Origin of the sequence: Bacillus cereus group sp. MYBK95-2, assembly GCF_051915225.1 — a bacterium.
Classification (GTDB): Bacteria; Bacillota; Bacilli; order Bacillales; family Bacillaceae_G; genus Bacillus_A; species Bacillus_A cereus.
The window spans coordinates 293,900-308,909 of the sequence record NZ_JBQAEH010000005.1 but is presented as its reverse complement, the minus strand read 5'-3'; the positions used below and the strand labels follow the sequence as shown (position 1 = coordinate 308,909).

Genomic DNA, 15,010 nt, shown 5'->3' with positions numbered 1-15,010 from the left:
TTTGATCATCTAGATTCCTAATATCAAATCCTATTACAATGATTACCACTAAAGCAATCAACATAAACGCTATTTCTTTTATTTTTCCACATTAAACAATCCTTTTTTTACAAAAATTCCGAATTTTATACACAAACATATAACAACATAGTATACTTGGATATATTAACCATATATGGAGGGGTATTGTTAAAAGAATTATTGGGATTTTGTTCAGTTTAGTTTAATTGAAGAGTACTCTGGAATTTTAGCGAAAAAACTTTATCAAGAAGGGAATTATGAGAAAGCTAGCCAATATTTTAATATATCTTATGATGCTAAAGAATTACTTCAGAAGGGAAGTGCGTTAAAATGAAAAAATTACTAATGGGATTTTTTAGTTTTGCTGCTGTTTTAACTATTGGAAGCTTTACTGAATCTTTTACATCACAAGCTGATCATGGTAGACCACCTGCACCACAAAGACCAGATTATATTTCTAATGTGGCCGATTTTGATCACGGTAGACCACCTGCGCCGGCATACGAATACGGCGATACTTATATTGATCATGGTGAGCATATCTAAAACAAAAAGAGGACGAGATCTTGATATGATCCCCTTATAGTAGACAGGAAAAAGAAAGCGCATTAACCTGTTTACTATGGAGGGGATTTTTTTATGGGGAAAATTAGAGTCACTTACGATGTAGAATTTAAGAAAAAAGCTATAGATTTATACTTAAAAGAAGGCATGAGCTATAAAAACATTGCGAAAGAATTAGGTATTCATCACTCGGTTGTAAGTCGTTGGGTGAAATACTTTGAAGCTGAAGGTATCAAAGGACTAGAAGAAAAACGTGGAAAAGCGAAAGGGCCAGGTATAGGAAGAACAAAACCAAAAGATCCAGAAGCTAAGATTAAACGATTAGAAGCCGAGAATGAAATGTTAAAAAAGCTCTTAGGGATGTAAAAGGAGGTATGCAAGCTATATCCAAAACGAGAAAGTTTGAAGCTATACTTGAGATGTTAGAAAAGGGGTATACGATTAGCCTATTATGTGCCATCGCTGGTGTAACTAGAAGTGGGTATATAAGCGGACAAAGCGGCACTTAGTGCCTTCTGAAAAACAACTAGAGGACGCTAAAACCAAGAAAAAGATATTGAAGTGTCATAAAAAACTAAGAGGGATTTATGGATATAGAGGAGTGCAAGTGTGACTGAAAGTCACCTATAACCTTCATTTGAAGCATAAGCGCATACAAAGATTGATGAATCAATTAGGCATCAAAGATTTCAAAAGAAATTAAATAATCTGAGTCCATATAAATATAGAACTCAGGTTACTTAGTTGCGCTTTTTAAATCCTGTCTACTTGACAGGGGTCACTGCAGGCATCAATTCCTTGTGTTTCGAGCTGTTTTTTCCAAACAGAAATCGTTGAAGGGGCAGGAATATTAAAGATAGCTGCCGTCTCAAATAAGGACATACCGTTTTCAGTCATAAAGTTTAGTACGTCTAGTTTAAATTGTTGTGTGTAATTTGTACATCGTTTTAGAAAAGCTTCCAGACCATGCTGTTTATATTGGTTTACCCAATTCAAAATGATTGTGTCACTTATACCGAGCAATCTACCCATTTCTCGATAACTTTCATTTCCGTTCAAATAACGTAGAACGATTTGTATTTTTTCATCAGCTGTAAATTTAGCCATAGAAAAACTGCACCTCCAATTGTTAGACACAGTCTAACAATTGGAGGTGCAGTTCATTATAGGGTACTCTTTTATGAATCAGTACACCATTCATATATTGTTAATGTTTGTGAGTCATGAACAATTAAATGGTTTAACAAGTAAGGATTCAAGATAATGTATGTAAGATGAGTATAAATCGTTATAAAAAAATAAAGAAGAGCACCATTATATAGTACTCTTCTATGAATCAGTACACCATTTATATATTGTTGATGTTTGTGAGTCATGAACAATTAAATGGTTTAACAAGTAAGGATTCAAGATAATGTATGTAAGATGAGTGTAAGTTGTTACAAAAAATAAAAAAGAGCACCATTATAGGGTACTCTTTTATGAATCAGTACACCATTTATATATTGTTGATGTTTGTGAGTCATGAACAATTAAATGGTTTAACAAGTAAGGATTCAAGATAATGTATGTAAGATGAGTATAAGTTGTTACAAAGAAATAATTAGTCAGCAAAAGCAAAATGATTAGCTCTTAATGGAAAATGAAATGTATTATTAGAAACTCATGATATAAACAACTAGGTTGTGAAGATTAAAGTTTTTCAAAAAACTTCATTTGGTATTACTCTAGAATGGAATTATTGAACTTATAAATTAATATGCCTTTTCGTTTATTGACAAAATAAACACGTTGATAGGAGTAATAACGTATTCCTTTAAAAATACGCTTTTTCATTAGGGAATTAATCTAAGCACTAGATAAATAGATGCGTATACTTATATTATGTGAGTTGTGAATGTAATTAAACTGAATTTTTATAGTTTAATTATTAGTAACTATTTTTATTCTAAGAAAAATGGATATTTAAAAATATTCAACACCATTATAATTGAGTGTTTCTTAGTATAAGAATATTCTCTCAAAATTATTAAATAAGGAGGAAATAAATGAAACATAATGATTGTTTTGATCATAATAACTGCAATCCGATTGTTTTTTCAGCAGATTGTTGTAAAAATCCACAGTCAGTTCCTATAACTAGGGAACAATTAAGTCAATTAATTACTTTACTAAACTCATTAGTATCAGCTATTTCAGCATTTTTTGCAAATCCAAGTGATGCAAACAGATTAGCGTTACTCAATTTATTTAATCAATTTTTAATTTTCTTAAATTCCTTACTACCTTCCCCAGAAGTTAATTTTTTGAAACAATTAACTCAAAGTATTATAGTTTTATTACAATCTCCAGCACCTAATTTAGGACAATTGTCAACATTATTGCAACAATTTTATAGCGCCCTTGCACAATTCTTCTTCGCTTTAGATCTTATCCCTGTATCCTGCGACTCAAATGTCGATCCTGCAACTTTACAAGTTCTTTTTAATTTATTAATTCAATTAATCAATGCTACTCCAGGGGCAACAGGTCCAACAGGAGCAACAGGTCCAACAGGCCCAACGGGAGCGACAGGTCCAACAGGAGCAACAGGAACGGGAGCAACAGGTCCAACAGGAGCAACAGGTCCAACAGGCCCAACAGGTCCAACAGGTCCAACAGGTCCAACAGGTCCAACAGGTCCAACAGGTCTAACAGGTCTAACAGGTCCAACAGGTCCAACAGGTCCAACAGGCCCAACAGGAGCAACAGGTCCAACAGGTCCAACAGGAGCAACAGGTCCAACAGGTCCGACAGGTCTAACAGGTCCAACAGGCCTAACAGGAGCAACGGGAGCTGGAGCAGTTATTCCGTTTGCATCAGGTGGGCCAGTAGCGTTAGCAACTGTTTTAGGTGGATTAGCAAATACAGGAGCACTTCTTGGATTTGGAAGTTCATTCTTCCCTGTAATTGTCCCACCTGGTGGCCCGATTACTATAGGCCCTGTACCTCCAGTATTTGATTTCGCATTTGTAGCTCCTCGCGCAGGTACAATTACTTCGTTAGCAGGATTCTTTAGTGTAACTGTAGCGGTTGCTTTATCGATAGGAAGCATACAAATTCAAATGCAGTTGTACAGCGCACCAGCAGCAAGTAATACTTTTACTCCAGTAGGTACACCGTTACTATTAACACCAGCATTTAGTGGTCTTATTGCTATCGGTAATACCTCAAGTGGTATTAGCGCACAAGCAATTGCGGTCGCTCCACAAGATAAGATATTACTTGTTGTTTCATCGACTACACCAGGTTTTGATATAGCTACTGCTATTACAGGCTTCGCAAGTGCAGGTATAACATTTGTATAATCACTTGTAAGTTTTGTAGTTGAAAATTTTGATATAAGAAAAGAGATTGTCAAAAAAGTATCCTCAGATTAACTTTTGAAGACAGTCTCTTTTCTTTAATTGTTTTTATACTTTATGTCTGGTGAAAATGATTAAATATACTATGAAAATGTAGTGTAATTGTGTTAAGTTAAATGATCACTGCTAGTAAATTACACATTAATAGGCATAAGAAAATGAAGGTTTCCAACCTATATGGGATACAGAACTAATTTCATACACATATAAAGGCATATATATAATATTTTAAATTTTAGTCTTACATATGTAAGGATTGAGAAGTGGGAGGGTTATATAATGAAGTATATGAGTATCAAAGAATTAAATGATGATTACATTTATACTATCCTTGCAATGAAACCAGGTAAGTTTTATAGAAAACGTAAATCAGGTATCATCAACTTTGCTACAGCGCTTGGCATGATTTAAAAAGTGATGGAATTTTAGGAGTACTGTTCGGGGCACTATTTAGGGCACTTAATCAGGTGCCTTTTTACATTGGAATCGGCGGTACGATATTTCTACAGTTAATTGTTCTTTGAAAAAAGAATACTGTGGGGATAGCGTAGCTCCTTTATCAAAACGTTACTTGGTCGGAATGGACGGAGAAAAAAGGAAGAAAAAGACGAAAAGCTTAATTGATTTTATATATAAAGCCACGGTGCATAAGTGTCGTGGCTGGATATCATGAAACTGTCCGGGTGCCAACGGGAAAAAGTGTTGGCTTTTCATATAAATCTCATAATTGAGAATTGGTTTAAATAACCAGTGCACCAACAGCAAAATGCGATTCATATATTTGCGCACATTTTGCTCACATTTTGTTCACGTACTATATAAAAAAGTATGAAAATCTATAAAAACAATTATTTCAATAAAATTTATTCTGGATATTAAAAAGTGCCAAAACCCTTGTTTTATAAGGGTTTTGGCACTTTTGTGTTTTTGTATTTTATCAAATAAACAATTCTAAAATTGTTCATTCTTCTCCCAAGATTCAACGATATAATGAGCAATCGTCGGATTGAAGCCTTTACCAACTAAAAACATAATTGCAGCAACTTCTGTTAATGCGTGTTCGTGTGATGTATGTTTTGCTTCATTTAAACCGTAATCTACCCATGGTTTTACGAAATCTAGTACAGGTTTCTTGAAAGGTAAAAACTGTGTACCGACAACTTGTTGAATTTGTTGTTGTGTTGGTTCAGTAATTGGTCCAGGTGGTAAGATTTGTGGTTGTGTAATGTCTAGTGTTGGTCCGGGCGGTAAAATTTGTGGCTGAGTTGGATCTATTGTTGGTGGTTTAGGTGGTGAGACACGTGCGTCGTAGTTTGGTTGATACATTTGTTGTTGATATTGCGGTTGTTGTGGTTGAGTTGTGTATGGGTTTTGTGGTGCTGCATATGGATTTTGAGGATATTCATAATTTGGACGTGTGTCATATGGATTTTGTTGAAATTCAGTTTCTTGGTTTTGCGTTGTTGCATATGGGTTTTCGTCATATTGTTGCTCTTGCTGTTGTAACTCTTGTTCTTCGTATTGTTCTGTGTATCTCTGTTCTTGTTGTTGAGGATACAATGGTTGCCTTGGATAAGGCGGTTGATTATTATAGAACATGTTTATTCCTCCTTCATGATGATGCCTACCACCTAGTGTATGGGCGGACAAGAAAATATGTGATGAAAAAATGCGGGCGTGTTACAATAAGTAACTGGGTGAAGATAAAATGACAAAACAAGAAAAAATTCAAAAAACAATTACTTTTGTAAAACATATTTTAGAAAAAGATGCGAGTGGGCATGATTGGTATCATATTGAACGTGTACATAAAATGGCGATTTCTTTATCTGAGCAAGAAGGTGGAAATCGTTTTATAATTGAAATGGCAGCATTACTTCACGATGTGGCAGATGAAAAGCTAAATGAAAGTGAAGAAGCAGGAATGAAAAAAGTTTCTGATTGGTTAGAAGAGCTACGTGTTGAAGAAGAGGAAAGTAAACATATTCTTCATATCATCGCCAATATGTCTTATAAAGGTGGCTATGGCGGCACAGTAGAGTCACTTGAAGGGAAAATTGTTCAAGATGCGGATCGTTTAGATGCTCTTGGTGCAATAGGAATTGCTCGTACATTTGCATATGGTGGGGCGAAAGGGAGATTAATGTATGACCCAACTATTCCGCCGCGTGAAGAAATGACGAAAGAAGAGTATAGAAAAAATAATGATCCATCTTTAAATCATTTTTATGAAAAACTTTTGAAATTAAAAGATTTAATGAATACGAATGCAGCAAAACAAGAGGCTGAAATTCGTCATCGTTATATGGAACAGTTTATTGAACAATTTATGAAAGAGTGGAATGCACAAATATGAAAATGTTAACTGTGGAGAACTTATCAAAATCATATGGAGAAAAGCCGTTATTTGATGGATTATCATGTAGTATTACAGAAGGACAACGTGTCGGAATTATTGGTGTAAACGGAACTGGTAAATCGACATTATTAAAAATTATTGCAGGATTAGAAGCTCCTGATACAGGTGATATGACGCATTCACGTGGGTATACAATTAGTTATTTATCACAGCAACCAGAGTTTGATGAAAAACTGACAGTATTAGAGCAAGTGTTCCATGGTGATACACCTTTAATTCGTCTTCTTCGTGATTATGAAAAAGCACTATTAAATATTGAAAAAGATCCAAGTAATGAAAAAGTACAGGAACAATTATTTGCAGTGCAGCAACGTATGGATGCAATGAGTGCATGGGAAGCAAATGCAAATGCGAAGTCTCTTTTAACGAAATTAGGAATTACGGACTTCACTGCAATTGTTGGGAATTTATCTGGTGGACAGAAAAAACGTATCGCAATGGCACAATGTTTTATTGAAACACCGGATTTATTAATTTTAGACGAGCCTACGAACCATCTTGACCATGAGACAGTTGAATGGTTAGAAGAATATTTAGCGAGATATACAGGTTCGGTATTACTTGTAACCCATGATCGTTATTTCTTAGATCGTGTGACGAATCGTATTTTTGAATTAGATAATGGTAAACTATATAGCTACGAAGGAAACTATAGTACATTTTTAGAAGCGAAAGCACTTCGTGAAGAGCAAGAATTGGCACAAGAATCGAAACGCCAAAATTTATATCGTCGTGAACTTGCTTGGATTCGTCGTGGTGCAAAAGCCCGTTCTACGAAACAAAAGGCGCGTATTCAGCGTTTTGATGAGCTAAAGGCACAAGAAGGACCAGCTGCAAAACAGTCAGTTGATATTGCACTAAGCGGAAGTCGTCTAGGAAAGAAAGTACTTGAGTTAAAAGATGTAACGAAAAAATTTGGCGATAAGACGGTATTACATAATTTTAATCATATTGTGAAACCGGGTGATCGTATCGGAATTATTGGGGCGAATGGAAGTGGGAAATCTTCCCTATTAAATATGCTTGCAGGTAAGTTATCTCCTGATAGTGGTGAAGTGGAAGTAGGACAAACTGTAAAAGTTGCTTATTATACGCAAGAAAATGAAGAGATGAATTTAAATCAGCGTATGATTGAATACATTAAAGAGATTGCAGAAGTTATTCATACGACAGATGGAAAAGTAATTGGTGCATCTCAAATGTTAGAACGTTTCTTATTCCCGACGCATTCACATGGTACACCACTTGGTAAACTATCTGGTGGTGAAAGAAGACGTTTATATTTATTACGTATTTTAATGGGAGAACCAAACGTACTTTTACTTGATGAACCTACGAACGATCTAGATACACAAACATTAACAGTACTAGAAGATTATTTAGAAGATTTCCCAGGTGTCGTTTTAACTGTATCGCATGACCGTTACTTCTTAGATAAAGTAGTAGATGAACTGTTCATCTTTACTGGCGGAGGCGAAGTGCGTGAGTTTCTAGGTAGTTATACAGATTATTTAGAAATGGAAAAAACGAGAGAACTTATGGAGAAAGCGGAAGTTCAAAAAGAGAAAAAAGTTGTAGAAGAAGCTCCAAAACAACAACGTAAACGTAAACTTTCATACAATGAACAGCGTGAATGGGAAACGATTGAAGATACAATTGCCGAACTTGAAGAGAAAATTGAGTCAATTGGAGAAGAACTTGCGAAAGTTGGATCTGACTTCACAAAGGCACAAGAATTATCTGAAGCACAGCAGAAAACAGAAGAAGAGCTAGAAAAAAAGATGGAAAGATGGAGTGAACTATCAGACATCGTTGAAGGATTAAAATAAAAACAAGCTGCATATATTGAAAAGTAAAGAGAAAAACTTTACACTATTGGTAGAACCTATTTTAGGAGGGAAAAAATGAGAACATCTAATCCAATGTTGAAAAAAGAGGCATTCCGTAAAGAGGGAGCAAGTGCTTCTGCGATGACGATTGGCGGAACAGTAGGCAAAACGTTCATTATGCTTATCTTGCTACTTGCAACGTCTGTCTATTCATACATACAGATGATGCAGGGGACGATGAAGATGCCAGTATTAATTGGTGCTTTAATCGTTGCGGCAATCATCGCATTTGCGTCTATGTTCTTCCCGCGTATTTCACCTTTTGGTGCACCAATCTACGCAGCGGTAGAAGGGGTTGTGTTAGGAAGTATTTCAGCAGTTTATACAATGAAATTTGGCGATTCTATCGTTTTAAATGCTGTATTACTAACAATCTCAATTCTATTTGCAATGTTAGTGTTATATGCAACACGCGTAGTAAAAGTAACGGATAAATTCCGTACAGGCGTGATGGCAGCAACACTTGGAATTATGGTTATGTATTTAGTCGTATTTCTACTAAATATGTTTGGTGTAACTGTTCCATACATTCACCAAGGTGGTACAATCGGTATTATTATTAGTGCAGTTGTTATTGTAGTTGCTGCATTAAACTTATTACTAGATTTCGATTTAATCGAAAATGGTGTACGTAGTCAAGCTCCGAAATATATGGAGTGGTATACTGCGATGGGATTAATGCTTACATTAGTATGGTTATACTTAGAAATTCTTCGTTTCGTTTCGTACTTTACGAAAAATGACTAATAAAAAAATCCTGCATGAAAAATGCAGGATTTTTTTATTTTCAAAGATATATTGAATGTATGGTATAATATGGATGATAGCAACTTGAAGTGAAGGAGATGGAATATGATGAAAGAGAAGAAGGGGATTATGAAAAAACTATTTTCTAAAAGTTTTTTCATAGAACTAGATGAAGCTTTAACGTATCCATCATCAAAAGTTATTACTTCAGCGATTGAAGGATATGCAACTGAATGCAATGAAAGACTAAAATTTGAGAGTAAAGTTAAACCGATTACTTTCTACTTAGAAAATGCAATGTACCGTGCTGAAATAAAGATGGCTCGCGGAGGATATTACATATCTTGTACTGAAGTGTAATAAATTTTGAAACCATACATGTTTGAACTATGTATGGTTTCTTTTTTTGTTTTGTAAGGTCTAAAATAATACTTTTTACTTACGGATATATCATTTTGTGCTTTTTACCATTCAAACATTTCTCCTTACAATGAAGAAAAACATGTGAGGTGGTATAACTTATGATGAATCGAGTTGTATTAATCGGTAGATTGACAAAGGAGCCAGAATTATACTACACAAAACAAGGCGTCGCTTATGCACGAATATGTGTTGCGGTGAATAGAGGATTTCGAAATAGTTTAGGTGAACAACAAGTCGATTTTATTAATTGTGTCGTTTGGCGCAAATCGGCTGAGAATGTAACTGAATATTGTAAGAAGGGGTCGCTCGTTGGGATTACAGGGCGTATTCAGACTAGTAATTACGATGATGAACAAGGAAAGAGAATATATAGAACTGAAGTTGTGATTGAGAGTATTACCTTTTTGGAGAGAAGGCGGGAGGGGGCATCGTAATAAAAGGTGATTTTAAGTAATAGCTTCGGAAAAAATTGTGGAAAGTATTTTAATAAACTTAATGGATAAAAAATAAAAATCATCGGAAACGAAAGCTTTTAAAATCCCGTTCCTAATTTAAAATGTAAAAAGAATGAAATAGTATGGTAGCGGGAAGAAAGTAGTAAAATTAAGCATCCGAGTAGGAGTATAGAGTGATAACATGTTACAATACAGCTAAGAACATGCAATAAAGGAGAGTTTTTTACGTGAAGATTAAAGCAATTGAACCGACGCCAAGTCCAAATACAATGAAAGTTATTTTGAATGAAGTATTACCATCAGGAGCACGTAATAATTATACAAATGAAAATAAAGAACAAGCACCAATGCAAGTGCAAGAAATTTTGAAAATTGAAGGCATTAAAGGTGTATATCATGTAGCCGACTTTTTAGCAGTGGAGCGAAATGCGAAGTATGACTGGAAAGTTTTATTACAACAAGTTCGTGCTGTTTTTGGCGAAGAAGTAGTGGAAGAAAGTGAAGAACAACAACTTGCTCATTTTGGAGAAGTGAAGGTGTTTGTTCAAATGTTCTTTACAATTCCAATGCAAGTAAAGTTAACAGATGGAACGACGGAAGAACGTGTTGGTTTACCAGATCGTTTTAAAGAATCAATTATGAAAGTGCAAATGTCTGCACCAAACGTTGTAAAAGAGCGTAAATGGGTAGAACAAAGTACACGTTACGGTAATTTTGAAGAAATTGGGAAAGAAGTAGTGGAAGAGATTGTTGCTGCTTATTCAGAAGAACGTGTAAATGAAACGGTTAAAGAATTATTAAATCAAGCGGGTGCTGTTGAAGTAACGATTCAAAAGCGTGAGCCATATAAAGTAACAGAAGAGATGATGAAAGATTCTGACTGGAAAAACCGTTTTGCAGCATTAGAACAAATGGATCCTACTGAAGAAGATATTCCAGTGTTGAAGATGGCGTTAGATGATGAAAAAGTTTCAATACGCCGCTTAGCAACAGCGTATTTAGGTATGGTAAAAGGTGATGAAGTATTACCGTTGTTATATAAAGCGTTGTTAGATCGCTCTGTAAGTGTTCGCCGTACTGCAGGAGATTGTTTATCAGATGTAGGTGATCCGGCAGCGATGTTCGTTATGATTAAATCTCTGAAAGATCCAAGTAAATTAGTACGCTGGCGTGCAGCGATGTTCTTATTTGAACTTGGAGATGAAAGTGCGATTCCAGCATTAAAAGCAGCGCAAGATGATCCAGAGTTTGAAGTAGCCATGCAAGCACGTCTAGCATTAGAGCGTATTGAAGGCGGAGAAGAAGCAAAAGGTTCTGTATGGAAACAAATGACGGAGTCTCGTAAAGGGGAATAATGTATGATTGTTTTCTATGATAGTTGGTGTCCGATGTGTACGGCCGTTGCAGAACGTACGAAAAAATTAGATAAAAAGGGTAAGATGAAATTTGTTTCATTTCGAAATGAAGATGTAGTTGAGAAGTATGAACTTTCTCAAGAACTACAAAGTAAAATGGAACAAAGACTGTATATTTTAAAAAATAATAAGTGGTATGACGGCATTCAGAGCATAGATGTATTAGCAAAGGCCGTTCCATCTTATTGGTTTGCAGTTCCTTTTATAAAGCTATCTATCGTACTTGGTTTTGGAAGTAAAGTATACGATTATATCGCTAATAATAGAAAACTTGTTCCAGTGGGACATTGCCGCGGTGGGGTTTGTGAAATCCCTACAAAAAAATGAAATCATCGTTATCTTTCTTTTGCACCTATTAATAGAGCGTGATATGATGAATTTGGAATGAAAGTTGAAGGAGAGATTACAAGATGTCAAATGCTTATGAAGAATACATGCGCCAAATGGTAATCCCAATGCGCCAAGAGTTAGTGCGTTCTGGGTTTGAAGAGTTAACTACAGAAGAAGCTGTAACAGAATTTATGGAAAATACATCAGGTACAACTTTAGTAGTTGTAAACTCTGTTTGTGGTTGTGCAGCTGGTTTAGCACGTCCATCAGCAGGTCAAGCGGTTGTTCGTGCTGAAAAACAACCTGATCATCTTGTAACTGTATTCGCAGGTCAAGATAAAGATGCTACTGCAAAAATGCGTGAATATTTCGGAGAAATTCCTCCATCTTCACCATCTATGGCATTATTAAAAGGAAAAGAAGTTGTTCACTTCATTCACCGTCATGAAATTGAAGGTGCAACTATGGACGAAATTATTACGAACTTAGAGCAAGCTTTCGAAAAGAATTGCTAAAGAAGGGGGAGAGTAAATCTCCCTCTTTTCTTTATATAGAGGTGAAACAATGATAGTAACAACAGCAGGAAGAACAAACAAAGAAATGACAGCATATGCAAAAAAGGTAGCAGAAGAATTAAATCGTTCTTTCATTTTACGTAATGATATACCAGTGCATAAATTACATGAGCAGTATGAACAAGATATACTTGTCGTAGGGAAGAACCGATTAGCTATTTATCCAAAAGGTACGGAAGAATCGTTTTTCTTTCATCCGAACTCAGCGATGTTTCGTGTGAAAAGGTTAATGCGTGGAGAACACGATCCGTTTGTACAAGCCACGCAATTAGAGAGAGGAATGACAGTGTTAGATTGTACGCTCGGGATGGCATCAGATAGTATTGTAGCTAGTTATGTTGTTGGGGAAAGCGGAAAAGTAACAGGACTTGAAGGCAATGAGTATATGGCTTATATTATGGAAAATGGTTTGAAAACATGGTCTTCATCTGTTTCTGAAATTGATGAAGCAATGCAAAGAATCCAAGTAAAGCAAACGGAGCATTTTTCATTTTTAGCGCAATGTGAAGACAATAGTTACGATGTCGTTTACCTTGATCCGATGTTTGAAGAAACTGTCATAGAATCCGATGGAATTAAAGGATTAAAACACTTCGCTTTGTATCATGATATTACTGACGAAACAATTGCGGAGGCAAAACGAGTGGCGAGAAAACGTGTCGTTTTAAAAGATCATTTCCGTAGTTCTAGATTTGAAAAACACAATTTTCACGTATACAAAAGAAAAAGTGCTAAGTTTCACTTTGGTGTAATTGACCTTTGCTAATTGTTTGAAAAGATGTATAATAAGCAATAATTAATTAAATATACTGTCTGTGATGAAGAGAGTAGTCTTTTTTAGAAGGAAAGCGAGCTAGGGATGGTGTGAGCCTAGTACGGAAGGAAAAGATGAAGCGCACTTCGGAGATGCTTCTTGAACGAATAGTAGAGAAAGCCGAGGCCCCCTGTCCTCGTTATAAACGGGAAAGTGGTTCGTAACGAACAACAAGGGTGGTACCACGGGTTCAAACTCGTCTCTTTTTTAGAGACGAGTTTTTTGTGTTTAAAAAATAAGGAGGTTGTAGTATGGAATATAAAACACAGTTTGCGAAAAGTTTATCGAATATTTTTGTAAATGAATTAACGCAAAATCAAATTTTAGATTTAATCGAAACACCGAAACAAGATGAATTTGGAGATGCAGCGTTCCCATGTTTTTCATTAGCGAAGCAATATAAAAAAGCACCAGCTATTATCGCAAAGGAAGTGGCGGAGAAGTTAAATGATCCGTTCTTTACAAAAGTAGAAGCCGTTGGTCCTTATGTAAATGTATTTTATAATCGTGAAACTGTAAGTGATGAAGTATTAAAGAAAATTTTAGCTGAGAAAGAAGAGTACGGTCAAAATCACTTTGGATGTGAAAAAACAGTAGTTATCGATTATTCTTCTCCTAATATCGCGAAACCTTTTTCAATGGGGCATTTACGTTCTACAATGATTGGAAATTCATTGAAGCATATCGCAGAAAAATGTGGATATGAAGTTGTAGGAATTAATTATATAGGGGATTGGGGAACACAGTTTGGAAAGTTAATTACGGCTTATAAAAAATGGGGAAATGAAGCAGTGGTGAAAGAGGATCCAATACGTGAGCTATTTAAGTTATATGTTCAGTTTCATGTAGAAGTAAAAGAGAATGATGAATTAGAAGAAGAAGGACGTGCTTGGTTTAAAAAGCTAGAAGAAGGCGATGAAGAAGCAGTTGAACTTTGGAATTGGTTCCGTCACGAATCATTAAAAGAATTTTCTCGTATTTATGAACTTCTCGGTGTGGAATTTACTAATTTTCAAGGCGAAGCTTTCTATAATGATAAAATGGAAGACTTTATTGGGATTTTAGAAGAGCACGACTTACTGGAAGAATCAGAAGGCGCATTAGTCGTTAATTTAGAAGAAGAAGGAATGCCGCCTTGCTTAATTAGAAAATCAGATGGTGCGACGATTTATGCAACGCGTGACTTAACGGCAGCTTTATATCGTCAAAACACTTATGGGTTTGATAAAGCGCTATATGTTGTTGGTCCAGAACAAAGCTTACATTTCAATCAATTTTTCACTGTATTAAAAAAACTTGGCTATACTTGGGTTGATGGTATGGAACACGTACCGTTTGGCTTCATTTTAAAAGATGGTAAGAAAATGTCGACACGTAAAGGAAGAGTTATTTTACTTGAAGAAGTACTCGAAGAAGCAATCGAACTTGCAAAACAAAATATTGAAGAGAAAAATCCAAACTTAAAACAAAAAGAAGTAGTAGCAAAGCAAGTCGGTGTAGGTGCAGTTATTTTCCACGATTTAAAAAATGAGCGTATGCACAATATTGAATTCTCATTAGAAAACATGCTGAAATTTGAAGGAGAAACAGGCCCGTACGTACAGTACACACATGCACGTGCTTGCTCTATTTTAAGAAAAGAAAGTGTAGAATTTGAAACATGTACGTTTGCTTTAAAAGACGATCATAGCTGGAGTGTCGTAAAATTACTAAATAAATTCCCGCAAATAATTGGAGCAGCTTTCAATAAAAATGAGCCATCGATTATTTCGAAATATATATTAGATGTAGCACAATCATTCAATAAATATTACGGTAATGTTCGTATATTAGAAGAGAGCAAAGAAAAAGACAGCAGACTCGCATTGGTTTATGCTGTGACGGTTGTATTAAAAGAAGGATTACGTTTACTTGGGGTGGAGGCACCTGAGGAGATGTAACATAGTAGTAAACT

Annotated in this window: 16 protein-coding genes, 2 pseudogenes and 1 other annotated feature; of the genes and pseudogenes, 16 read left to right on the top strand and 2 right to left on the bottom strand. The window is 35.4% G+C overall.

Annotated elements, in window-relative coordinates:
- Nucleotides 1-217 precede the first annotated feature (217 nt).
- The 4 genes and pseudogenes from ACTFN4_RS19035 to ACTFN4_RS19020 form a co-directional block, all read left to right on the top strand.
- Nucleotides 218-355: pseudogene (locus tag ACTFN4_RS19035) on the top strand (aspartate phosphatase); the annotation flags it as partial.
- Nucleotides 352-567, top strand: a complete 216-nt coding sequence (locus ACTFN4_RS19030; protein ID WP_061457132.1) for a hypothetical protein — start codon at nt 352-354, stop codon at nt 565-567. The pseudogene ACTFN4_RS19035 and the gene ACTFN4_RS19030, both read left to right, overlap by 4 nt.
- A gap of 93 nt (nt 568-660) precedes the next feature.
- Nucleotides 661-951 (top strand): transposase, encoded by a 291-nt coding sequence (locus ACTFN4_RS19025; RefSeq protein ID WP_061457133.1) that lies wholly within the window; start codon nt 661-663, stop codon nt 949-951.
- Between the two features lie 8 nt (nt 952-959).
- Nucleotides 960-1,094, top strand: coding sequence for a hypothetical protein (locus tag ACTFN4_RS19020; protein ID WP_262984027.1), 135 nt, complete (start codon nt 960-962; stop codon nt 1,092-1,094).
- A 277-nt stretch (nt 1,095-1,371) separates the two neighbouring features.
- On the opposite strand, the pseudogene ACTFN4_RS19015 reads toward ACTFN4_RS19020, so the two are convergent.
- A pseudogene (locus ACTFN4_RS19015) lies at nt 1,372-1,692 on the bottom strand (transposase); the annotation flags it as partial.
- A gap of 941 nt (nt 1,693-2,633) precedes the next feature.
- Between ACTFN4_RS19015 and ACTFN4_RS19010 the strand changes: the two are divergent.
- Nucleotides 2,634-3,932, top strand: a complete 1,299-nt coding sequence (locus ACTFN4_RS19010; RefSeq protein WP_061458044.1) for an exosporium glycoprotein BclB-related protein — start codon at nt 2,634-2,636, stop codon at nt 3,930-3,932.
- Nucleotides 3,933-4,268: 336 nt separating this feature from the next.
- Nucleotides 4,269-4,400 carry a hypothetical protein gene (locus ACTFN4_RS19005; RefSeq protein WP_276565566.1) on the top strand — a complete coding sequence of 44 codons (132 nt, stop codon included), beginning with the start codon at nt 4,269-4,271 and terminating at the stop codon, nt 4,398-4,400.
- 540 nt (nt 4,401-4,940) lie between these two features.
- Here ACTFN4_RS19005 and ACTFN4_RS19000 read toward each other — a convergent pair.
- Entirely contained in the window at nt 4,941-5,588 is a 648-nt protein-coding gene (locus tag ACTFN4_RS19000) for a hypothetical protein (protein WP_151639550.1), read from the bottom strand.
- 109 nt (nt 5,589-5,697) lie between these two features.
- Here ACTFN4_RS19000 and ACTFN4_RS18995 point away from each other — a divergent pair, with 109 nt between their 5' ends.
- The 10 genes from ACTFN4_RS18995 to argS all read left to right on the top strand — a co-directional run bounded on the left by ACTFN4_RS18995 (nt 5,698) and on the right by argS (nt 14,996).
- Complete coding sequence (locus ACTFN4_RS18995; protein ID WP_098327512.1) at nt 5,698-6,345, top strand: HD domain-containing protein; 648 nt, start codon at nt 5,698-5,700, stop codon at nt 6,343-6,345.
- A complete protein-coding gene (locus ACTFN4_RS18990; protein ID WP_000783160.1) occupies nt 6,342-8,237 on the top strand; it encodes an ABC-F family ATP-binding cassette domain-containing protein in 1,896 nt (631 codons plus the stop codon). The genes ACTFN4_RS18995 and ACTFN4_RS18990 overlap by 4 nt, the downstream gene beginning before the upstream one ends.
- Before the next feature lie 75 nt (nt 8,238-8,312).
- On the top strand, nt 8,313-9,044 hold the full coding sequence (locus ACTFN4_RS18985; RefSeq protein WP_001260655.1) for a Bax inhibitor-1/YccA family protein: 732 nt from the start codon (nt 8,313-8,315) through the stop codon (nt 9,042-9,044).
- Between the two features lie 105 nt (nt 9,045-9,149).
- Nucleotides 9,150-9,404, top strand: coding sequence for a DUF4318 domain-containing protein (locus tag ACTFN4_RS18980; RefSeq protein ID WP_000975138.1), 255 nt, complete (start codon nt 9,150-9,152; stop codon nt 9,402-9,404).
- Between the two features lie 161 nt (nt 9,405-9,565).
- The gene (locus ACTFN4_RS18975) at nt 9,566-9,901 is read left to right on the top strand and encodes a single-stranded DNA-binding protein (protein ID WP_000982018.1); all 336 of its coding nucleotides are present in this window, start codon (nt 9,566-9,568) and stop codon (nt 9,899-9,901) included.
- A gap of 248 nt (nt 9,902-10,149) precedes the next feature.
- Nucleotides 10,150-11,277, top strand: coding sequence for a conserved virulence factor C family protein (locus ACTFN4_RS18970; RefSeq protein WP_000692580.1), 1,128 nt, complete (start codon nt 10,150-10,152; stop codon nt 11,275-11,277).
- Nucleotides 11,278-11,280: 3 nt separating this feature from the next.
- On the top strand, nt 11,281-11,664 hold the full coding sequence (locus tag ACTFN4_RS18965; protein ID WP_000634887.1) for a thiol-disulfide oxidoreductase DCC family protein: 384 nt from the start codon (nt 11,281-11,283) through the stop codon (nt 11,662-11,664).
- 83 nt (nt 11,665-11,747) lie between these two features.
- Complete coding sequence (locus tag ACTFN4_RS18960; RefSeq protein ID WP_000063706.1) at nt 11,748-12,182, top strand: BrxA/BrxB family bacilliredoxin; 435 nt, start codon at nt 11,748-11,750, stop codon at nt 12,180-12,182.
- 49 nt (nt 12,183-12,231) lie between these two features.
- On the top strand, nt 12,232-13,008 hold the full coding sequence (locus ACTFN4_RS18955) for a class I SAM-dependent methyltransferase (protein ID WP_439962676.1): 777 nt from the start codon (nt 12,232-12,234) through the stop codon (nt 13,006-13,008).
- A gap of 40 nt (nt 13,009-13,048) precedes the next feature.
- Nucleotides 13,049-13,263 (top strand) — a binding site (T-box leader).
- A 44-nt stretch (nt 13,264-13,307) separates the two neighbouring features.
- Nucleotides 13,308-14,996: an arginine--tRNA ligase gene (gene argS, locus ACTFN4_RS18950; protein WP_439962675.1), complete on the top strand. Its 1,689-nt coding sequence runs from the start codon at nt 13,308-13,310 to the stop codon at nt 14,994-14,996.
- The last annotated feature ends 14 nt before the right edge of the window (nt 14,997-15,010 follow it).